This window comes from Vibrio sp. 947 (genome assembly GCF_033339115.1).
Classification (GTDB): Bacteria; Pseudomonadota; Gammaproteobacteria; order Enterobacterales; family Vibrionaceae; genus Vibrio; species Vibrio alginolyticus.
Genome location: NZ_JAWOTX010000016.1, coordinates 1 through 20,136 on the forward strand (window position 1 = coordinate 1; position 20,136 = coordinate 20,136).

Below are 20,136 nucleotides of genomic sequence, written 5' to 3' on the forward strand. Positions count from 1 at the left end.
GCCTTTCACCACCACCTAAATTAATTTCGCTTAGGCTCATTAGATTTAGATGGAGCACTTGGCGCTTTTGGGTAGAAGTCAGTAATGAAAAAGCGAAGAGAACAGTAATGAAAAACAAAGCGGGACAAAATCAAACTAAATTGATTTTGAAATAGATTATGAAAAAGAAAAAGAACGGATCTAAACAAAAAGAAGATCTAGGTATATTGAGTGACTTGATGTTATTAGGGATGTTGCTTCTTTTGTTTGCTCTGTCGTCAGTGGATCTTACTAGCTATGATGACATGAATAACGATCCTAACAAGAAGGTGGAAAAGCTTGATGTCTATAGCTTCAGGATTGATATTGATAAACAAATTGAGCATAGACAAGCCAGCCCTCACAACGAAAAACCAGTACTAAATGTAATTGCAAAGCAAGGCGTGTATCGTTTCGAAATTGGTCAAAGGAAAGTACCAAACATGAAACAAGACGTATTTGTTATCAATAATGAATGGCTTTGCCCTACCGATCAGATCTCAAAAGAGTGTTTGAATAAGAGTTTTAATCGGTGAGAGGGTTTTAAAGATTGCTGCGATGAAACGCAGCAATCTTTTTTATGTACACTACGATTCGAGATAGCCATTCATCGGTTCGCCAATGACTCTAGCGCCAGATGATGAGTACTCCAAAAGCCCAATTACGGTATCGGAATCAGATGAAGAAGCATGTTTTAGAAGCTTGTTCTCGAAGTGATTAAAGATGAACTCATCAAAGTTAATACCATCCCCCTCCATGAAATAATCGGTTGAGAATTTCAAGAACTCGCGAGGCTCAAAGTAGCTATCGCCAGTGTGTGATGCTACGGCAAATACAGGCGCAAAACCTTCGACATCAAGGGGGTTATCGACCTCAAGAATTTCTGACAGCTTGTTGTTAATTGCGAACAAATAGTTACCAGTTAAACAATCACGGATCTGATTTTCAATTGTCTTGTCTGATGAATACTGCATTGTAAGCGCGATAAGCTGCTCTTTTACGCTTGGAAGATCTTTCAGTTCCTCTTCGTCAAAGGTGTTCCTATCGAGTTGACTCACAGCCAATTGAACGAGTCCGAATGATTTCATTAATGGTGAAGTCTGCATGGTGTCTAAATCTCAATGGCTTAAATTATAAGTAATTATATGTTTGTGCGCTTTTAAAGTCAATAATTCTTGTATATTTCCTGTGATTTTGGTATATTGACTTTAACGAGTGGTTATCACCTAAGCAGTGAAGGTTGCTAGCTGAGGTTTCAGAGCCTCGCACTACTCAGCCTAGTAATAAGGTGTGGCGGAATTCTGCATATAAATAAATCATAGATTTAGCTTTTTCTTTAATGCTGAATTTTATGGAATTGAGTAGACATGAATATGGGTTCAGCAAAGAGGGAATCGCAATGCTACAGATCACCAACATTTCAAAAAATGACTTTCTAAACCGAATTAAGACTGCTTATGAAGCGGTTTCTGGCTCCAAGCTGGGAAGAAAGGGGCAGAATGTCGTTAATCGCATGGCTGTCATTATGCTTCATGGCGACGAAGCTTCAGGTCATAATGATCATACTCTGGATAAATTCTTCATCACTGATGAGAATTCACTACAGCGTGAGGTCATCCTCCTGCAAGTGAATGTGATTGGTAGTACATCTCTGTCAGGCGAGGACTTTGTCTTTTATGATGATAGCTTTGCAACTGTGCATGGTAACGAAAAAGAGGCAAAGGAAGAGCTTAAGAAGGTTGTTCTTCGATACTTCCAAGAGAAATATAAATCGAACCTTTTTAGCCAAAGTTTTCACCATGTTGAGGCTATTCAGGATTACTTCCAGTTTCTTCGCTTTCAAGAAGAACAAGGTTCCGCAGCATATTTCGCGGTTGGCGAGTTAGAAAAAAAGGTTTACCAATTCACTTTCGAGCAAGCGATGAATTGGGTGTTTGAGACATTTTCTATCGAGGATATTGCAGATGGGAATTTCTTTAACGCTTGTTTGTACGAGCACTTAGAGTTTCAAGTGACCCGAAAAGTAATTTAAAAAGCGCATAAAATAAATGCCTAGCGGGGCTGCTAGGCATTCTGTGTTTTCTATTTTAGCCATACTACGTATTGACTAAATCCTACTGCCTCATCACTGTAGTATTGATCGGCAATGCCTCTAAGCTTCAACCTATCCGTTGTAATCGAGCCATTATCAAAGGTGAATGAATGAGTTCCCGAGCCTATAAATGACTTGCTATCAGGAATCCCAAGCTGGCTACGTCTTGCGGCGTTATCGTACTTTGTGACAGCATGAACAAGCTTGCCGCTGTCTGTGGTAATGCTTAAACCGTCAAAGAACATCCCGTTTATAACATCGTCTCGATTTACCGCGCCACCATGCGTATTGCTGTAGCTGTCTACTGAGCTGAATAGTTCAGCTTTGAAAGTGATTTTCGCTTGGCTCCACGGTAAATTATCGGTGTTGGTAAAGAACTTGCGATCTTGGTATGAGCCATTGGCGTTGCTGTGGAAGATAGCCCAAAGTGCAGTCTTACCACCAAGAGAGGTTTTGCTGAAATCTCCATAATTGCCGCTACTTAGATCCGTGTAATTAACAAGAGTCCATCCTCCACCAGCCATATCACACTGGTAATTTGAACCCTTAAGCGGATACACATCGTTTTTAAGGCTGGGATCCTGCTCTAGCAGGGTCAAGCATGAGCGATTATCTCTTGCTAGTGTCTCTTGCATGTCTTTAATCGCTACCTGTTCCTGAGCGACAGAGAACGCCTCTAGACCATTAATTATATGTTTAAATGTTGCTGACTGATTCACGCTGCATTGCTGGATTCTGTGGTATTCCGTTTTGCTAAATGATTTTGATGAGTCGGATTCCCAGTCTGAGCAGTCATACGGAGCTGAAACGTCCTCAAAGCCATCAGAAACAACGTTAACGCTTCTTGATAGTGTCACGTCAATCGTTCTTCTTTCGATCTCTTCCTGCTCCATTACAACGTCAGAAAACCTATCTTGAGATATGTAAGTAACTGTGCGCGTTTCATCTTGAGAGCAAGTCGCTTGCTGTAAATAAGAGGTGCCAGGTTCAGCAGAAGAATCAAATGAAGACCAATCATTGCAATTGTATGGCTCGCCATACTTTTTCCAAGTTGTAGCCCGAGTGCCACCGTCATCCCAATAGCTAAGGGTCTCAGCTACGTGAATCTTTATGAAGTAATCACCATCCCCTACCCCGCTTTCCTCACTTGCAATCGCATGAGAATTAAGAGTTGATAGGATCGCAATTGCGAGTAGCCTTTTGTGGGCTGGCATATTCGTAATCATATTATTTCCCAACCAATACGTATTATTTTTAATTTAATTAATTTTTATTTGTGTTATAAATATTATTATGACATCGATCACACTAATATCAATAAATAAATAATAATAAAAGGTTAGGTAACATCATGAGTAACTTAGTTATAGTAGTGATATCTATAGCAATTCTAGCTCTTGTTAGTGGCGCTATGTATTTTTACGGCGGAGACATATACAAGGAACAAAAGATATCAGCGGAAAGCGCAAAATACATAAATCAAGCTCAACAGGTCAACGCCGCTTACATTGCATATAAAGCTGATGGTAAGGTAATAACTCCAAGCTTCGAAACGTCAGAGCTAAAAGAGCAAGGGTATTTGAAGGAAATCCCCATTGGATGGGATATATACCCTGGACTGCTTGGAACAAAGATAAGTGGTAGCGAGGATTTGAAGCAATCAGTTTGTTATGAAGTCAATAAGAATGCTGGATTTGAGTTTGATGCGTCAGAAGATAATGTAAAACCTTTGATAAGTGATGCTTCAAAGGCAATCCCCTATTGCAATAAGGAAGGTATTGAGAAAGTGCCATGTTGCTATCAATAAAATAACAAGCCCTGAGACATTCAATCTCAGGGCTGACTTTTTACAACATGTTTTGCAAGACAGGTGCAAATGCTGAGAGAAGCATTAATACAATCATTGCACCAATTACAACTTGGGTTTTCTTTGATGGTTGGTCTGGGTTATTCATTTTCACTTTCTTCTTTGCTTATTTCGTCTTTAATGCGGATATCTTCCCATGCATCTCTGATACGATTTTCTTCTTTAATTTTTTGGGCGCGGTTGATAATAATATTGTCTGCTTTCATCAAGAAAGATTTTGATTCTTGAATAAATTCTTCTGGCGTAACTGAGGTCAGAATTTCGCTATCACCAGGAAAATATGCGTCAACACAATATTTATTATCACCGCATCGATTCACGTTTAATGAGTCAAGCGTCATTGCATAATCAAAAAACTTGTCTTGCTCAATGATTGATTCATTATTTGAGTAATATCCTGCTGATCCATTACCAGAATGTATTGCGCTTTTATCAAGAACTGTAACCGTGACGTAATTATCATTAAATTTGCAAATAACGTCAATCGGGTATTGTTCAAGTGAGTAAGTTCCATCCAGTTGAGCGCGTCGAACCTGTATAGAGTCACACTGAGACTTCAATTCAATCTTTTCATCAAAGCTATAACTCTGCTGTGAGTGATCGATGCCAGTGAACAGCATTCGAGCTTTGGTAATCTGATTTGGTTCAGATGAGACCAAGTGAAATTGAGGATCGATTTCTAGTGGTGGTTCGTTTTTTAATGCTGATTCAAAACTTTCTTGGTTTGCGCTAGATTGTATTATCGTATCAGATTGAATTTCAAGTTCTGGGTTTGTCATTCCTTTGTAAACAACTACTGCTGTAAACGCAGAAGAAGCGATTATCGAGGATATAATTGCACCAAAGAAGTATGGTTTTTTGATATTCATTACCGTTCCGCTTTTTATTGATTAATATTTATTAATTGCTTGATTCTATCATAATATTGCGTCAACTCAATGATTTATGTAAACTCGTAAAGTCAATCAAAAATAACCAATTAAAAAGAAAAAGTCGATGATGAAAGATACAAGTAAGCAAGATTTAATCACCCCTGATGTGCAGGGTTCTGGTTCCAAAGATAGTGAAACGACTACAAGATTAAAAGCTATGATGGCTGCGTGTGAGGTGGGAGTGTTTACCTCCCCTAACCGACCTAAAGACGGCTCAAAACCCAAGCGAGATTTTGAAGAAATTCCTGATAACGTAACTGTTTACGCAAGCCTATAATGTGATAGGTTGTTTTATTCAACACCTTATTTTATAATCGATAAATTAAATAAACAAAATGGAAATAAAGACAATGACTAAACCACGTCTAACACTTTTAACTCAAGAGCTTAAAGATAAACTTTACGCTGACATCAAAGAATTTCGTAACATGAATGGTCTGCCTATTGAAATCAAAGATGAGCTTCAAAAGGATCATGATTCTCTGCATACCTCACTTCACGTTGAAGAGTTGAAAGAGTTGGCTGAGGCTAAAGATCTTGTTGAAATCAGTGACAGTGTAACAGATCAAGTTTATGTGCTAACTGGTCGCGCTGTTCAGCTTGGCAAGTGGACGGAAGCTGTAGAATACAGCGTTGAAGTCTTGCTGCACGTTGCGAAAAGCTACCAACTTGATTTTGTGCGTCTATGGGATGAAGTACACGCATCTAACATGTCAAAAGCTGCTAAGAGCATGGAAGAGTACCTTGAAAACGAACGCTACTATGCAGAACAAGGCGTGAAGGTGGAAGCCGAAGAGAAAGACGGTCTATTCATCATCAAGTGTGCAGAAGACTGTGACGACTACAAGGGATCGCCACTGAAAAAAGGTAAGGTAATGAAATCTATTTACTACAAGCCTGCGGATCTAACATTCGTTCTTGATAGTAAATAACTCTTTCATTGATAGGTTCACCTGTGAAGAAGAATATTAGCAAACTGACTGAGCATTATATGTGTTTGTCACATTTTGCGAATAGTCTTAGTTGTTTTGGAAAAAGAGTAGCGTTTCAAAAAACTCTAGATGGATACATTTCTGGAAGTACTCACAGACACAGTCTTTTGGCTGGAAATAAAAACTTAAGAATACAAATGCAATCATTGATACATTGCGTTGGTTTTGAGTTAAATTTGGACATAAAGCCAAAAGAAGTGGACTGCAAAAACATCATGAAGTGGATGTTTGAAGCCAAATACTCAAGAGTAGAAAGTGTTGATTTTATTGTAAAATCAGGTGTCGGTGACAATGAGCCGTTGCAAGTCTCGATTTATATTCAGTCGAATTCACTTTCAATCATCAGGGCGCTAATTAAGCTTTTATCTATTCATCTTCAAGAAGATTTTGAAATTGAACAATAAAATTTGTAAGTAATATTAAAGGGGTTCTGATGAACCCCTTATCTTTATAAATGATTAAATAACAAGGTGATTATAAATTAGTCTTAGCTGACCAAGGAATTCATTGTTAAGATCATTGGGATGTGCGATATGACCTGTTTCGTTTCGCTTTTCCGCCTCTTTAGTTACGATTTCAGCAGCAATGTCTTGGATATTCCAAACGGCAGTCAGCAGAGAATTTCCATCGATAGACGATTGATCACCAATCATAAATCCATTTTCTAGCAGCACATTCAAAGTTTCGCCAATGATAGCGCGGCTCCACAAGTTGTAGTCACCATTATGTTTCGCATGAATAGGCTGATTGCTTTTACAAAATTCCAGCATGTGTAACAAAAAGGCTAGGAACTTTGGCTCTACTTCTTCTGGCTTGGAAAAGAGACTTAAGATGATGTCTGTTGGTTTGTAATGAATACCGCCCTCATGCCAGGAAGAGAATTTCTCTTTGTACGGAAAGCAATCATTAGACAATAGTGCAACGACCTCATGGAACTTATCGGGCGTGTAATCGCAGATACGATACTTGTCATCTGTAAGGTGTTCTTCTCTTTGGATAACCAAGTCAGTTGAATCATGTTCAAATCCAACATGAACCCATTCAATGCCTTCAGTTTCTCGACTTCCAGTATGCTGGCAAGCAATATCGACAAAGATCCCATGTTCGGGGTTGTAATGCTCTAAGCGCTTATTCAGGTACGACTTGACCGCATCCATCGTATTAAGCATTTCCGCTTCAAGTGACTCGCCTAAAGGGTCAATGAGTTCTGGACGAAATGTCGAATAGATAAGCCAGTAAGGTTGCTTGGTTTCTTTAAAAATGCGCTCACATAGCCCTAGAAGTTTTTCAGTTTGCTGATGCTTAACCATAACTCTTTCCATATTGGATGCAAAAAATACTGACTCCAGACAAGGAGTCAGTATAAGGGATTAAGGCTTAATACCTAATTTCGTTAGCTGCTCGGTAGGGTTATAAATCTTCTCGCCCTCGCCTAACTTCGCTTTTGCATGGTCGTAGATTTCCTGCAATGATTTAAGACCATCTTCATACTCCAGCATTTCAGCAAGGTCTTTAATCCCTGTAAAGCCTACCTCATGGAAGCGTAAAGGGGTTCCGTAAACAATCGACTTCTTGCAGCGCTTCTCGATCTTAGCAAGGTTTTTTTGTTCGTTCGCCTTATTAATCAGGTCATTAACAATGTAAATGAACACATCGTGGTTGTTCATATCTTCACGGTTAAAGAAGCTTTGAGCATCATATTCATTGCAGAAATTATTGAATTCTTGCTCGGCTTTATCCGTCTTAAAGTTAACTTCTGCTACACCACCACCGCAACCTGGATCGTAAAATGAAGCAATAATCTTACCTTTGTAGTAGACACTGCATTGTGCGGTTGTCGGGTCGTTTAAAAATCCAGTTTTTACACTTTTTACCGAAAAAAGCTCATACATTTTTTGAGCTGTAAGAGCGGACTTCTCAATGTTCTGATCTTGCATGGTGTATCCCTTTTATCAGGTTAGCATTAAATGGCTAACATTTGATTCAATTATACAGTTATAACACCAAAAGTCAATATTTAATAATTTAAAAATGTGCGAATTTTAATAATTAAAAAACATTGACCTTAACTAGCATTAGTGTATAATTAAAAACATAAAGTAAATCAATAAAGGAACTCGCCATGAAAACTATCTACACTGAAACGCAAAAGAAACGTATGGGTGAACGCAAAGCTAAATACCAATTTGGCGTTGAAGATGAAGAGGGTTTTGTAACCACTCTAACCTTTAAACAGTTTATGGCGCACGAGGCTAAATACAAAGAGCCTGGTGAGCATATTCAAAAAGAAGTGATGAAAGCTCTCCTAGCTCAAATTCCTTCATTCCGTGATAAGCTTGAATACAATACGTGGTCAAAACAAAACAGCCCAACTTTCCTAGAAAAGGTTGAAAAGCTTCTAGATATGGGTGCAAAATGGACTAAGTCAGGAATTTTGTCAGTATAACCAATAACATGTTAGGGCGGAAAATCCGCCCTAAGTAGAAGGATTTTCAAATGAAAACAAAAAGAAAAGCAGAAGACTTCAAAGTGGGTCAGAAAGTATCTTGGTCTTCCCAAGCTCGCGGTGCCGTTACTAAAAAGTCAGGTGTAGTAGTGGCGATCAAGCCAGTGGGTATTGCATCAAGCGCTTACGCTAAAGCGAATTTCCCTAATCATGCAAAGATGTTCGACGGTAATCTGGACTCTAGAAAAGTCACTTTGTTGGTAGAAGTGCCAAACGGAAACGCAAAGCCAAAACTGTACTTGCCATACCCATCGAAGCTTAAAGACGAAGATTGATATTGTTCAGCATTTATGCTGAATTTAAAAAGGAATATTGCTGATGAAAACCCTGACCCCATTCAATGTTAAACGATTTGTAACCAAGCAAATCCCGCTTAATGACTTCCCTCTTCTGCACGACTATTTGTTGATTAGTAATGAACATGCCGAGCCTAAAGCTGAGTATGTGGCGAAGATCAAGGAAAAAATGCTACAAAAAGGTTACAGTACAGAACAATTTAATGAACTGATTAAAGTGTTTAATGATGCTCAAGTTACCGTTTCATATAAAATCCCTGGTGGTCATTGCAAAGGTAATGAGACTATCTGGGCTTATGTAACGGATAAGATTAATGGAAGCGCCCCATCTTGGCGAATTGAACATTCTTAACCTTTATTTCAATATTAATAATACAGCTCAACAATCACCCTTAAGGTCACTCTTTTGGGTGATTTAGTTTATTTAAAAGCGAAAAATATCGTTTAAATAATGAAAGTATTGGAGAAAGAAGTTGGCAAGCGAACAAGAATTTACCTACCCAAGTGACTACAAAATAGTGTCGATAACCGACCCTAGCAGCATAATCAAATACTCAAGCCCTCACTTCAACGAAGTTGCTGGTTATGATGAGGGAGAATTGCTAGGTCAGCCTCATAATGTGATTAGGCATCCAGACATGCCAAAAGCAGCGTTTAAGGACTTATGGACTCACATTCAATCAGGTCGCCATTGGATGGGAATGGTGAAAAACAAAAAGCGTGATGGCGGATATTACTGGGTAGACGCGTTCACCTCCCCTATTATGAAGAATGGCAAGGTTGTTGAGTATCAATCTGTTCGATTGAGTCCAAAGCGTGAGTATGTTGATCGCGCTGAGAAAGCCTACAAGAAAATCAGGAATAACAGTAAACCATTAAAGCTTAAACTTCCTAAAACTAGGCTTTGGCAACGTTGCTTAATGGTTTTTGCTGTCAATTTGCTTGCAGCATATCAATTGCTCACACTGATGACTCCAGAAGCGGCTCTGCTTGGCTTTTTCGGTTTATGTGTCCTATCAGTCTATATTCTCACAAGACCCCTTGAAAAGCTGTGTAAGCGCTCTAAAGAGGTGTTTAATAATCCATTGATGGAATACATCTATACAGGCGATGTTTCTGACTTTTCAGAAATAGAGCTAGCTATGAAAATGCAAAGCTCTCATACGGAATCTATTCTGGGGCGAATGAGTGTTACTGTAATGGAGAACTGCAAGGACACGGTTTCTAGCATGGGTGATTTGAGTAAGTATGGTGATGAAGTTACAAAGAACCTGAATGACCAAAAGGGCGAGATAGAGCAGGTGGCTACAGCAATGAGTCAAATGCAGGCTTCCTCCCTAGAAATCTCAAGCAGCGCTCAAAAAACCTCACTTTCAAATAGTGAGGCAAAAGCTGCAATGGAATCTGGTCATAAATCGGTTGAAGACTCTACCAATGCAATTGTGAATCTGTCGAATGAGTTAAATGAGATTGCTGGAATGCTTGATACGCTAAGTCAGCAAAGCTCTCAAATTGGTAAGGTTGTCGATGTGATTCATGGCGTAGCCGATCAAACCAATTTACTTGCGCTAAATGCTGCCATTGAAGCGGCTAGAGCTGGTGAAGCAGGTCGAGGATTTGCGGTTGTTGCAAGTGAAGTAAAAGTGCTCGCGGAGCGAACACAGTTATCAACTGCTGAGGTTCAGTCTGTTGTTGATGCCCTACAATCGAATATAAGCAATCTGGTGCTAAGCTTAAATAATGGTAAGTCTCATTCTGATAATTGCGTAGAAAGGATTACCTCTACATCTGAGAAGATAGCTCAAATCGGTAATTTGATTGGCGATGTTCTTGAGGCTGGGGAGCAAATGGCTGTCGCAATTGAAGAGCAGTCAGTTGTAGCCAAAGAGATAAATCAGAACATTCAAATGATCAATGAACAATGTTCCGAATCGTTTGAGTTGATGACGCAAACAAATGCCAAGATTAACAATGTTCAGGCAAAAGCGGTAGAACTTGAATCTGTCATAGACAGCTTTTCTGACCGATAAAAAAGTAAGGGCTTGTTAAAAGCCCTTAGTTTTTTAAATCTGGATTATTCTTCAATATCCGATTCAACCACAGATACTCGTGAAGGCTCCATTTCACCGCGAGAAATCGATACTGCTTCCTCTAGCGACTGCTCAAGCTTTTCAAAAAAACCTTGTTCCATTTTTTATTCCTCTTAATAAATCAAAGGCATAATAAGTCTTTATCATTGCATCTGTCAATGGTTGATTGAGATAATAAAATAAAGCAAAAAAAGCTCTATCGTGACAATGATCACATAGCAGTAAACAATTTAAATCCTGAAGAAATTACCATTATAAATACAATAAATTTAATAATTAAAAAAGTTGACTCACAAATCAATATGGATATAATGAGAAACAAGAACTGGAAAAATCCATAATAAATTAATGAGTTACAAAATGAACTACATCACGCGCCAATACCAATTAATCGGTTCAGTTTCTGGAGAGACTGTTTTTTCCGATTTCGAATCAGCTAAGAAATCACTTGAGCAAAATTCTGACGACACGCTGGTAAGTAAAAAACAGAACTGTGCGCTAATGGAAATGACTAACGGCGTATACACCAAGGCGTTTCAATTCAATAAAGGTGAGTTGGTTGAAGACTCTGTAGCGTTAACTCCTTTTCGACTGTTAGATTCCGAATCCGTTGATCTGGTAAAGCTCATTAAATTCGAAGATACCGTAGATACTGTGACTGCTGATTTTAGTAATGGTGAAACGGGTGTCTATAAAGTAACTGTAGCCCCCGCTTTTAGTCAGGCTGCTGATATTGCGATGAGTCAATTAAAAGAACAAGCAAAAACGCTAGGCAAAGAACTGCCGTGTGTTGATTATGATTGGTCGCAAGCAATTTCTGGTAACACCCCTGTAGATCATAAAGTGTTTATGCTGTTTTTGCATGATTGCGAAACAGGAAAGCCTATTTCTTTTGCAGAAGTTCATCTGCAAATTTCAGAAGGTTGCAGCACCTTCAACAAGAACAAAAAGAAAAGCGATGCTAACCTTCCAAAACTATCATTGAACCTTGTATGCTCATTTGTGTTGCCAGAATATGAAGATGTGGAAGTAAGCAAACTGCTAGGATTGGGTATTCGCTCCATGCTAAATGGTGCGTTTGATAGCAATAAAAACAACTATGCAGCATTACATGAAAGATTTGGTCGAATCAATCTTCAAGTAAACGCTTTTGAGGATAATATTCACGATTTAGAGTTTGCTGAAATCGCCTCAGATAGAATGAATATGACTCTGTGTTTTTCATTAATGGAAATGAATCTAGAAATTAATGATACAAAACTAATGATTTTTTAATAGGAGGGCTAAAGCCCTCTTTTTAATTTGAATATGTATTGATTATTATTTATCATTTTTAAAAAATAACAGGATTGATAAATGATAAATATAGTTAAAAAATTATTAAGATGCCCTTCATACATAGCACTTTATGCATCTGTTTTATACTCACTATATCTAGGTGGGCAATGGGCTTTAGGTAATGACAGCGTTGTTTATTTAGCCTTTGATACGGCTTTAATCCATGTACTGATTGTCTTTGTGTTTATATTCGCAGATTTTATTGGTCTAGGGGATCTGTTTTTCGTTCGGGATGAAAAAGCAAAACCGAGAGATATGATAAACGAAGAGGGTCTTCAATTCGGTATTTTGCTTTTTTATTCGTGGATTGTTATCCCTCTTGGGCTTTTATTCGTAACTGATTCACTTGAGCCGACCAAAGAAAGTGGTGTTGGATCGCTTGTAAAGATTAGTGATGTCAAAGATGCTTCAAAGGGAAGAAATCCTCGTCAGTTGATTACTATCGACGGTACAGAATATTTAGTTTCAGGTAGGCATATCGGTGAGAATGATGAGTACATTAGAGTGAAAAAGGCGCAATCTAATGATGGAAAATACATCAGGAATTTTGCCTGCAATCTAAGTGGAAAATGCGGTTCGTACATAAAATATGCTGACCATGTTTGGTATAAACAGAAAATATAGTCTCACTGATAATCAATTTAATGCCCTACTAGCGCCGCTGTAGGGCTTTTTGTTAGATGGTGAACGCTTTTATGCGCCAAAAAGTGTTGGCATTACGCACTTTTATGCGCCAAAAAGTGTTGGTATTACGCACTTTTATGCGCGAAAAAGTGTTATCGAAATCAAATTTCACTTTTTAATTATTAAATTATTGACTATTAGTCTTAATTATGTATAATTGAAAAATAAGGAAACAGCTTGGTTTAAGTGAGGTTAAGATGGCATTTTCAGTAGCAAGAAACAATACATGGACGAATGACGGTAAAGCAACGAAAGCGTTCTTTGAAGCGCAAGGCGCTACAGTAAAGCCTTCTCGACTTCATGGTGATTACGATGTGTTTGTTGATGGAAAGCACGTAGCCTGGATCTTCAATAACAAAGAAGAACAGATTGAATTTCTTACTTCAAAAGGTTTAATCAAATAAGACCTCACCTAACGCCACCATAGAGAGATAAGTATCATGAGCAAATACATTTTACCTTCAAAATACCCTACCCTGACCGAAATCACGCTAGGCTCAAATAAGAATGTACACGCAATCACTAAGCGTGACCGTTTTCTGGATAATGGATACTGTGTCCAACTGATTAAAGAAATCCCGATGAAAGTTCAGTTTCAGGGAGATTCGTTAGTGCTGGATCAGGAAGCATTAAGCGTTATCGAAAAATGCCGTAAAGTGGTTCACACAAATCATGAATTCCGCGATTGTGAAGTGTTCAGCCTAATCAGCGAAGATGAGCGATTCATGGTAATGGGCTACGAAAACGAAGAAGAAGTTGCCGAGCGAAGAGGCACTTTCTTAGGCGGGGAAGGCTACTATGATTTAGCGAAAAAGATTAAGGCGGATAATTTAAGTAAGTTCTATGCCGTTAAAATCTTTGATACTGACAAAGAAGAAGTGAATTACTGATTTGATAGGGGCGATATATTTGCCCCTTATTTTATTTGCACAATAAAAAAGGCTGATTTCAATCAGCCTTTAATTTTATGGGTTCTACCCGACAAATTTCGTTAGTGGGTTCTCGTCAGCCCATGTAGCAATTTCGTTTGCCGCACTTTGAATTTGTTCTAGGTTTTCACTGATTAACCCTACTTCGGTTAAGCAATTGCATCGGAACTCAGGATCTTCCATCACATCAGGATATTTAGCGAGGATTGTTTTGACGAAGCCTTCGATTTCATCTTTGGCTTCGTCATAATGCTTCATATCTGAAGTGATGATTGAAATGTGAGCAAAATGTTTTGTTTCAATCAACACTTTTTTCATATTTCTTAGCTCAATTTCCAATTGAATGAAGTGATTACGCTAAAGTCGTTATCAGGGTCGAGGATTTCCATCATATCGCCTTTGATGTGTACAGGTGTTAGCTCCCAATCATACTCATCATCGCTATCTCGCTCACCCATTTTAACTTCTTCTTCATGGTGCTTTTTGTCTGTAAGATGATTTTCAAGAGCTTCCGCGTGACTTTCAAAAGCATATGGTTCGTCATTGTCATCGCGTGGTAAAGAATATCCATGACCGCACTTGATTAGTTCGATCCAAAGAATTTTTGCTTTAGTATCTGTAGTGTTCATCTTAAACCTTTACTTGTTCTTAGTTAGTGTATTAATTATATATTTATCACGCCAAAAGTCAATCAAACAAGGCTTATTTTTTAATAATTAAATATCTTGACCTAGACACTCCATAGTGTATAATTGAAAACATATTAAATTATGGATGTATTTATATGTACTTGGCTAAGGTTGAAAAAGATAGCACTAATAAAATCAGTGAGCTAGTCGAATCGCTTAATGGGTATAAACGCCAATCGGAACCGCTTAAGTTTGATGATAATGGCAACCAAAAGTTCTATGCGTTATTTAATGCAACTAGTGAATACAACTATCTAGATCACATCCATATGACTGTGTTTGGCTGTGTTTATGAAGAGTGTGAGCAATGCATTTTTATTTCATTCGCGGTCATTAACGATTATCTTCAAAAGATCGATATCTCTGCATGTGAAGGTGAGCTAATCGGCTTTGCCAAGTCTTGCCTAGAAGGTCAGGAAAGCGCTCTTGAGATTCTTTCATCCCAAGTTAAAGATGATATCGAGAATCACCTAATCAAATTCAAGATTGAGAGTGGCGCTTAAGCGCCTAAAAAGGAAACCACCATGAAATTTTTATCTGTATCAATTGAAATCCCATCTTACCCACTAGCGTCAAACGACCAGTTCCTTGATTTAAAAGGTAAGCTTGATATCGGTTATGTAACGATTAAGCACGAAAGCGGAAGACAGGCGCTAGTAGACACGCAAACGTACATGCTTGACTTAGAAACTCGCAGCGTAGTTTGCCCTATGTCTAATGAGATTGAAGAGTCAACACTGCTTAGCGGTGATCTAGATGACTTAAATAAGCTGTCATTTGAAGTGTTCGCAACGTTTGATGATTCAGCATCGAGTGATTTCCATTACGGGGATGCTAAGCTTCTCATTAGTGATGGTGCTGGAGAAGAAAAGCTTATCAGCGTCAAGGTGGAAGATTAAGATGCTTAAGTATGCATTATTATTGACCTCTGCACTGTTTATTAGTGGTTGTGGAAAAGATGTGGTTAAAGAAGTTTCTAGCTCATGTGAATTCAAGCTGATTGGCTACGACAAGCCACACAAGTACGGTACAGCCAAGTTTTTGGTTAATGGTAAAATTGTCTCTCTCAAAATGGGGAAGCATCAAGTTCCTAATGAAAAATACGGAAGTGTTTTTACAGGGGTTTGTGGTCAAAAGACCTATGAGGATGGATCGCTAAAGAATACCTATGCTGTTTCATTTAGAACAAAAATGAAGCCTGGCTCTTCTAAATACATGCTTCCTAACTACTAATTTTAATAAGGGTATAAAGATGACAGATGCGGTTTTTATCGGTGATATTGTTGAATCTAACGGTAAAACAATCAAAGAAAACAACTTTTCACTAAAACATGAGTTTCCGATCATGTCTCAGGTAAAAGTTGTCTCTTGTGAGTCAGATTCATGGTTATCGCGTGAAAGTGAAGTTATTCAAAATGCAGTAAAAGCGGGACTACCCTTTTATGTCGTTCAGCATATTCGTGATTGTGATGGCACTCCCCTTTACGCAGTTTCTTTTGTTCCGTTAACCGCAGCAGAAGATGAGAGGCTAAACGAAAAATACTTAAACATGGTATCTAATGACCGCTCGATTAGAAAAGATTTGAACTCATTTATTCAGCTAACGGATCTTGTAAAAACATTCACTCTGTTTGGAATTCATTCAGATGACTTGGAAAGGGTTTAGTGATTACTTATGCCTAGATTGACTGAGCAACAACTGAACGATAAATCAGAAATGATTGGTCGCTTATGCAATACAAGATTTGGATTTGAGCGTTCATTATCCATCGTTCTGAGTCGATTTTTAAGCCAGGACGAGATTAAGCTGGCAGTTAAAGCAGCTAAGAACAGGGATTTCGAAACCTTTGAGTACATCACTCAAAGGGTAAAGCCCTCAAAACAATCCAAATCAGAATCATTGAAGGCTTTAAGGAGATCACCACAAAGGCGGTTGCCTTTCAAAAGTAGTAGCGTCCATAATCGATAACACAGCGCATGTATATTCGCTTGTGTCGCCGTAGAACTTGGCATCTTTGAATTGGTTATCAGTCGTCTCAATGACCTTAAACTCCATAGGGTAATTCAGGTAGCGATTATAGTTAGCATCAAGCATTCTACCTTGCAGCCTTATTGAGAAATCCTTCCATTTGTTTTCTAATGTAAGGGTGCATGTTTCTGGGTCAAACTTGTGATGACCTTCGATTTTGAAATTCTTATCCTCTCGCCACTGATAACTGCGATTGGGATCAAAATCAGGAATGCCATCCTCCCCGTCTTTAGGGTTGTGGGCTTCCAAGGTAATACTGAAATCGTCAAACCTTGTATTTCTGACTTTTCGGTCATTACGAATGTCGTACAATCGGCTTAGGTGTAGCTTGTATCTTTGAGGGTGCTCATTTGTTCTGAAGCTATCCCATGAAAGTGTGGCATCGGGTTTGCTGTAGTCTAAACTTCGATAATTAGCAACTCCGCCGTAAACACTCGCCCGATCAGGGCGGGGATATAAGGCGGTTATCTCGACAGAGATAATTATTGACATTTCTAGTTGTTTATAAGATATTATTCAATAAATTCATAGTGTTTTATTGAAATGTTACGAGCAACGAAGATACGTATTTATCCAACGATAGAACAAGCTGAGTTTCTTGAATCTCAGTTTGGCGCGGTTCGTTTTGCGTATAATAAAGCTCTGCACATAAAGACTCACTTTTACAAAAAGAAAAGCATTTCATTAAACCTTAAAAAAGAGATAAAGCCACTGTTATCTCTTGGAAAGAAATCAAGAAAGTACTCATGGTTAAGTCATTTCGATTCCATTTCTTTGCAGCAATCGATCATCAATCTTGATAAAGCTTTCTCGAACTTTTTCAATCCAAAGCTAAAAGCTAAATTTCCCAAGTTTAAGCGTAAACATGGTTATCAGAGTAGTTACCATTGCACTGGTCTAAAAATCCTTGAAAACGCAATCAAGATCCCGAAATGCAAGCCAATCAAAGCTAAGATCCACCGAGAGATAAGCGGGGCGCTAAAAAGCATTACCATCTCTAAATCCAGCACAGGTAAATTTTATGCTTCAATTCTGGTTGATTGCGGTAATGAGGCACCTACCAAACCAAAACATATCACCAAACTATCAGGTTACGATTTGGGGCTGACGGATTACCTCATTAGCGATAAAGGTGATAAGGTTGCTAATCCTCGGTTTTTAATTAATGCATATAAAAACCTAAGAAGGAAACAAAAAGCCCTGAGTCGATGTAAAAAAAGCTCTAAAAATAGAGCGAAAGCAAGGCTATTGCTTGCTAAAGCACATGAGCGTGTGGCTAACGCTCGGAATGATTTTCAGCACCAGCTTTCAAAACGAATTATTGACGAAAACCAAGCGATAATTGTTGAAACGCTAAAATCATCCAACATGCTAAAAAACAAACGACTTGCGAAACACATTGCTGATGCGGCTTGGGGAGCATTTATTTCTAAGCTGGCATATAAAGCTGATATGTACGGTAAGTGGTTGATTAAGTGCGATCAGTGGCTACCCTCTTCGAAGACCTGCTCTTGTTGCGGCTACAAGATGGATAAAATGCCGCTCCATATCAGAGTATGGACTTGCCCGAGTTGTAATGAAGTACACTGCCGAGATACCAACTCAGGCAAAAACCTGCGTAATGCAGGTGTAATTGAATTAAAAGCGGCTGGATTGACCGCTTCTGCTTGATGATGCCTGCGTAAATCCTAATCAAGAATTAGGTTGCGGCAAACGATTCAAGAAGCCTCGCCCGATAGGGCGGGGAGAATCACGTCCATGATAGTAAATGCACCCTGACAGTAGTGCGCTAACACTTAGAATTGGTATGAGTTTAAGCATGGTGTGATCCTATTTTTTTTAAATCATACCATGAGCAATTCGTTGAATAAATTAATTAATAACAGCATACTTCGTATGCAATCTTCGATGTGGGGTCTCTCTATGCGAGTAGGTTTAATTGGACATTCAGTAGGTATTTCAGCCCCTATTTCTGGTGCTAAGCATATGACGCGTAAACCGCATGTTAATGTAGGTACGATTGGACATATAGATTATGGTAAGCAGACGTTCGTTACATTGGCAGTGAAAGCCTACTACAAAGGCTCATATCGTCCATCCTCGTACTTTGAGCAGCTTGCGCTACAAAGCTCTGGAAAAGGTGGAAAGAAAGCAAGAAAGCGGATTCGAGGCTGGTAATTGCAATGGGGAGGCGTGAGCTTCCCTATTTTATTCGGGGTTTATTAATTTAATTATTAAATTGACTTAATATCCAACTTTTGTATAATGAGTGAAATAAAATATAAAAGTGAATAAAGATATGTTCGACGTTAAACAATCCGTAGCTGATTACCTAAATATCATTGTTACTCATGCTTGTAACATGAAATGTGCATTCTGCATTGACGAATATCGCAACGAAGATGTTTTTGTATCCCTTGAGCATGTCGAAAAAGCTCTTAAGTTTGCCAAAAAGAAGAATGTTAAAGACATTTTGCTGATTGGTGGTGAACCTACATTGCACCCACAGATTGTAGAGATTGCAAAGTTGACTAAATCATACGGATTTAGGGTTATCCTTACCACGAATTACACAAAGCCCGATGTTGTTAAAGCCCTTGACGGTATTGTTGACTGCTTCAACATCTCGTTCTACTCGCAAAGAGAGTTGCCTAAGCAGAGTGATTTTGTTTCTGATTTGACTATTCATGCAATCATCCATCGTAAGCAACTCAACACCAGAGAGAAACTTGATTCTTTCATTGATAAGTACCGCGAGTATGCTCACTTAAAATTTTCAACTCTGACAGTTTGTAACGATTGGACAGAGAAAATGCAGTCTGTGCCTTATCTTGACTCGCTACCTGTTAAAAAGATGGTTTTATTCAATGAAATTGAAGGTATGGAATATCGGGGATGCGTGATTAAGCGCCACGATATTATTCTCAACCCTGGCGCAGATCAATCTTACAAAGCCCATACAAATGGGCAGATTGTTAAATCTTGGAAGAAAGACTTGATTGCCCTATCTAGCGTAGCTTGATTTAAGATCTCTATTAAACTTTCGATAGGTCGATTTTGTTATAGCGCTTATGACCCAAATCGATATTAAGCGCTGTAGCGGCTTCTACAATGCCTGCCTGTGCATGGTCGATGTCATCCATACCAAGAACCTCATATGGCGTGAGCGGCTTGCCACCAGCCAATCTGACACACTTTAAAGAGTGCATAAGAGCATCTGCAACTTGCTCGATAGATTCAGGGCTGATGACGAAGCTTTTGGTTGGTTGGTGATACTTCATTTTGAACTCTCAATTTAATACGTTGTTATGATCGAAAAAAGGAGCTAACGCTCCTTTCCTCTAATAATCGCAGGATTATTCTTCGACTTTGCCTTCGAAGTAGCTCAGTAGAGAGCCAATTGTCACTAGCTTCTCAGCATCTTCATCAGGGATTTCTACGTCAAACTCTTCTTCAAGAGCCATGATAAGTTCCACTTGATCTAAAGAATCCGCGCCTAGATCGTCATTGATATGTGCTGTTTCAGTAACTTCGCTTTCGTCAACGCCAAGTTGCTCAACAACAATCTTGATAGCACGTTCTTTTAAATTAGCCATTTCTTAATCCTTTGTTTTTTATTCAATTAAATAATGCACGAGAGAAATAATATTGAATAAATTCAGGTTAAGCAAGTA

At 38.6% G+C, this 20,136-nt stretch carries 31 protein-coding genes; 21 read left to right on the plus strand and 10 right to left on the minus strand.

Annotated elements, in window-relative coordinates:
- Positions 1-158 precede the first annotated feature (158 nt).
- Positions 159-554: a hypothetical protein gene (locus tag R7Q39_RS18475; protein ID WP_318076523.1), complete on the plus strand. Its 396-nt coding sequence runs from the start codon at positions 159-161 to the stop codon at positions 552-554.
- Between the two features lie 51 nt (positions 555-605).
- Here R7Q39_RS18475 and R7Q39_RS18480 read toward each other — a convergent pair whose 3' ends face one another.
- The gene (locus R7Q39_RS18480) at positions 606-1,124 is read right to left on the minus strand and encodes a hypothetical protein (protein WP_318076524.1); all 519 of its coding nucleotides are present in this window, start codon (positions 1,122-1,124) and stop codon (positions 606-608) included.
- Between the two features lie 293 nt (positions 1,125-1,417).
- On the opposite strand from R7Q39_RS18480, the gene R7Q39_RS18485 reads away from it, so the two are divergent.
- Positions 1,418-2,050 carry a hypothetical protein gene (locus tag R7Q39_RS18485; protein WP_229623912.1) on the plus strand — a complete coding sequence of 211 codons (633 nt, stop codon included), beginning with the start codon at positions 1,418-1,420 and terminating at the stop codon, positions 2,048-2,050.
- Between the two features lie 50 nt (positions 2,051-2,100).
- Here R7Q39_RS18485 and R7Q39_RS18490 read toward each other — a convergent pair whose 3' ends face one another.
- Complete coding sequence (locus R7Q39_RS18490; protein WP_318076525.1) at positions 2,101-3,336, minus strand: hypothetical protein; 1,236 nt, start codon at positions 3,334-3,336, stop codon at positions 2,101-2,103.
- Positions 3,337-3,461: 125 nt separating this feature from the next.
- Here R7Q39_RS18490 and R7Q39_RS18495 point away from each other — a divergent pair, with 125 nt between their 5' ends.
- Complete coding sequence (locus tag R7Q39_RS18495; RefSeq protein WP_038128469.1) at positions 3,462-3,917, plus strand: hypothetical protein; 456 nt, start codon at positions 3,462-3,464, stop codon at positions 3,915-3,917.
- Positions 3,918-4,057: 140 nt separating this feature from the next.
- Here the strand turns inward: R7Q39_RS18495 and R7Q39_RS18500 are convergent, their stop codons facing one another.
- A complete protein-coding gene (locus R7Q39_RS18500; RefSeq protein WP_318076526.1) occupies positions 4,058-4,846 on the minus strand; it encodes a hypothetical protein in 789 nt (262 codons plus the stop codon).
- Positions 4,847-4,973: 127 nt separating this feature from the next.
- Here R7Q39_RS18500 and R7Q39_RS18505 point away from each other — a divergent pair, with 127 nt between their 5' ends.
- The 3 genes from R7Q39_RS18505 to R7Q39_RS18515 all read left to right on the plus strand — a co-directional run bounded on the left by R7Q39_RS18505 (position 4,974) and on the right by R7Q39_RS18515 (position 6,305).
- Positions 4,974-5,186 carry a hypothetical protein gene (locus R7Q39_RS18505; protein WP_318076527.1) on the plus strand — a complete coding sequence of 71 codons (213 nt, stop codon included), beginning with the start codon at positions 4,974-4,976 and terminating at the stop codon, positions 5,184-5,186.
- 73 nt (positions 5,187-5,259) lie between these two features.
- Positions 5,260-5,841, plus strand: coding sequence for a nucleoside triphosphate pyrophosphohydrolase family protein (locus tag R7Q39_RS18510; protein WP_053318614.1), 582 nt, complete (start codon positions 5,260-5,262; stop codon positions 5,839-5,841).
- Between the two features lie 23 nt (positions 5,842-5,864).
- Positions 5,865-6,305 (plus strand): hypothetical protein, encoded by a 441-nt coding sequence (locus R7Q39_RS18515; protein ID WP_318076528.1) that lies wholly within the window; start codon positions 5,865-5,867, stop codon positions 6,303-6,305.
- Positions 6,306-6,359: 54 nt separating this feature from the next.
- Here R7Q39_RS18515 and R7Q39_RS18520 read toward each other — a convergent pair whose 3' ends face one another.
- Complete coding sequence (locus tag R7Q39_RS18520) at positions 6,360-7,211, minus strand: hypothetical protein (protein ID WP_318076529.1); 852 nt, start codon at positions 7,209-7,211, stop codon at positions 6,360-6,362.
- 60 nt (positions 7,212-7,271) lie between these two features.
- Entirely contained in the window at positions 7,272-7,838 is a 567-nt protein-coding gene (locus R7Q39_RS18525) for a hypothetical protein (RefSeq protein ID WP_318076530.1), read from the minus strand.
- A 185-nt stretch (positions 7,839-8,023) separates the two neighbouring features.
- Here R7Q39_RS18525 and R7Q39_RS18530 point away from each other — a divergent pair, with 185 nt between their 5' ends.
- The 8 genes from R7Q39_RS18530 (at position 8,024) to R7Q39_RS18565 (ending at position 13,705) form a co-directional block, all read left to right on the plus strand.
- Entirely contained in the window at positions 8,024-8,347 is a 324-nt protein-coding gene (locus R7Q39_RS18530; RefSeq protein ID WP_318076531.1) for a hypothetical protein, read from the plus strand.
- Positions 8,348-8,397: 50 nt separating this feature from the next.
- A complete protein-coding gene (locus R7Q39_RS18535) occupies positions 8,398-8,682 on the plus strand; it encodes a hypothetical protein (RefSeq protein ID WP_258667757.1) in 285 nt (94 codons plus the stop codon).
- A 43-nt stretch (positions 8,683-8,725) separates the two neighbouring features.
- Positions 8,726-9,055 (plus strand): hypothetical protein, encoded by a 330-nt coding sequence (locus R7Q39_RS18540; protein WP_318076532.1) that lies wholly within the window; start codon positions 8,726-8,728, stop codon positions 9,053-9,055.
- A 121-nt stretch (positions 9,056-9,176) separates the two neighbouring features.
- Positions 9,177-10,733, plus strand: a complete 1,557-nt coding sequence (locus tag R7Q39_RS18545) for a PAS domain-containing methyl-accepting chemotaxis protein (RefSeq protein WP_318076533.1) — start codon at positions 9,177-9,179, stop codon at positions 10,731-10,733.
- 420 nt (positions 10,734-11,153) lie between these two features.
- On the plus strand, positions 11,154-12,068 hold the full coding sequence (locus R7Q39_RS18550) for a hypothetical protein (protein ID WP_318076534.1): 915 nt from the start codon (positions 11,154-11,156) through the stop codon (positions 12,066-12,068).
- A gap of 81 nt (positions 12,069-12,149) precedes the next feature.
- Positions 12,150-12,755: a hypothetical protein gene (locus R7Q39_RS18555; protein ID WP_038128477.1), complete on the plus strand. Its 606-nt coding sequence runs from the start codon at positions 12,150-12,152 to the stop codon at positions 12,753-12,755.
- Between the two features lie 257 nt (positions 12,756-13,012).
- Complete coding sequence (locus tag R7Q39_RS18560; RefSeq protein WP_318076535.1) at positions 13,013-13,219, plus strand: hypothetical protein; 207 nt, start codon at positions 13,013-13,015, stop codon at positions 13,217-13,219.
- 36 nt (positions 13,220-13,255) lie between these two features.
- Positions 13,256-13,705 (plus strand): hypothetical protein, encoded by a 450-nt coding sequence (locus R7Q39_RS18565; RefSeq protein WP_318076536.1) that lies wholly within the window; start codon positions 13,256-13,258, stop codon positions 13,703-13,705.
- An 84-nt stretch (positions 13,706-13,789) separates the two neighbouring features.
- Here the strand turns inward: R7Q39_RS18565 and R7Q39_RS18570 are convergent, their stop codons facing one another.
- Both R7Q39_RS18570 and R7Q39_RS18575 read right to left on the minus strand, forming a co-directional pair.
- The gene (locus tag R7Q39_RS18570) at positions 13,790-14,062 is read right to left on the minus strand and encodes a hypothetical protein (RefSeq protein WP_021485554.1); all 273 of its coding nucleotides are present in this window, start codon (positions 14,060-14,062) and stop codon (positions 13,790-13,792) included.
- Positions 14,063-14,067: 5 nt separating this feature from the next.
- On the minus strand, positions 14,068-14,373 hold the full coding sequence (locus R7Q39_RS18575) for a hypothetical protein (RefSeq protein ID WP_021486413.1): 306 nt from the start codon (positions 14,371-14,373) through the stop codon (positions 14,068-14,070).
- 155 nt (positions 14,374-14,528) lie between these two features.
- Here R7Q39_RS18575 and R7Q39_RS18580 point away from each other — a divergent pair, with 155 nt between their 5' ends.
- From R7Q39_RS18580 to R7Q39_RS18595, 4 genes are read left to right on the plus strand one after another with little or no spacing between them, the layout of a single operon-like run.
- Positions 14,529-14,936 carry a hypothetical protein gene (locus R7Q39_RS18580; protein ID WP_021485516.1) on the plus strand — a complete coding sequence of 136 codons (408 nt, stop codon included), beginning with the start codon at positions 14,529-14,531 and terminating at the stop codon, positions 14,934-14,936.
- A 21-nt stretch (positions 14,937-14,957) separates the two neighbouring features.
- A complete protein-coding gene (locus tag R7Q39_RS18585; protein WP_318076537.1) occupies positions 14,958-15,332 on the plus strand; it encodes a hypothetical protein in 375 nt (124 codons plus the stop codon).
- A 1-nt stretch (position 15,333) separates the two neighbouring features.
- Positions 15,334-15,666 carry a hypothetical protein gene (locus R7Q39_RS18590; protein ID WP_021485762.1) on the plus strand — a complete coding sequence of 111 codons (333 nt, stop codon included), beginning with the start codon at positions 15,334-15,336 and terminating at the stop codon, positions 15,664-15,666.
- 19 nt (positions 15,667-15,685) lie between these two features.
- Positions 15,686-16,099, plus strand: a complete 414-nt coding sequence (locus R7Q39_RS18595; RefSeq protein WP_318076538.1) for a hypothetical protein — start codon at positions 15,686-15,688, stop codon at positions 16,097-16,099.
- Between the two features lie 252 nt (positions 16,100-16,351).
- Here the strand turns inward: R7Q39_RS18595 and R7Q39_RS18600 are convergent, their stop codons facing one another.
- Complete coding sequence (locus tag R7Q39_RS18600) at positions 16,352-16,954, minus strand: hypothetical protein (RefSeq protein WP_318076539.1); 603 nt, start codon at positions 16,952-16,954, stop codon at positions 16,352-16,354.
- Between the two features lie 51 nt (positions 16,955-17,005).
- On the opposite strand from R7Q39_RS18600, the gene R7Q39_RS18605 reads away from it, so the two are divergent.
- The 3 genes from R7Q39_RS18605 to R7Q39_RS18615 all read left to right on the plus strand — a co-directional run bounded on the left by R7Q39_RS18605 (position 17,006) and on the right by R7Q39_RS18615 (position 19,484).
- Positions 17,006-18,133 carry an RNA-guided endonuclease TnpB family protein gene (locus tag R7Q39_RS18605; RefSeq protein WP_318076540.1) on the plus strand — a complete coding sequence of 376 codons (1,128 nt, stop codon included), beginning with the start codon at positions 17,006-17,008 and terminating at the stop codon, positions 18,131-18,133.
- Positions 18,134-18,385: 252 nt separating this feature from the next.
- Entirely contained in the window at positions 18,386-18,640 is a 255-nt protein-coding gene (locus R7Q39_RS29300) for a hypothetical protein (RefSeq protein ID WP_155399608.1), read from the plus strand.
- Between the two features lie 121 nt (positions 18,641-18,761).
- Positions 18,762-19,484 (plus strand): radical SAM protein, encoded by a 723-nt coding sequence (locus R7Q39_RS18615; RefSeq protein WP_318076541.1) that lies wholly within the window; start codon positions 18,762-18,764, stop codon positions 19,482-19,484.
- Positions 19,485-19,497: 13 nt separating this feature from the next.
- Here R7Q39_RS18615 and R7Q39_RS18620 read toward each other — a convergent pair whose 3' ends face one another.
- Positions 19,498-19,743, minus strand: a complete 246-nt coding sequence (locus tag R7Q39_RS18620) for a hypothetical protein (RefSeq protein ID WP_021486259.1) — start codon at positions 19,741-19,743, stop codon at positions 19,498-19,500.
- A 75-nt stretch (positions 19,744-19,818) separates the two neighbouring features.
- A complete protein-coding gene (locus R7Q39_RS18625) occupies positions 19,819-20,058 on the minus strand; it encodes an acyl carrier protein (RefSeq protein WP_021485435.1) in 240 nt (79 codons plus the stop codon).
- Between the last annotated feature and the right edge of the window lie 78 nt (positions 20,059-20,136).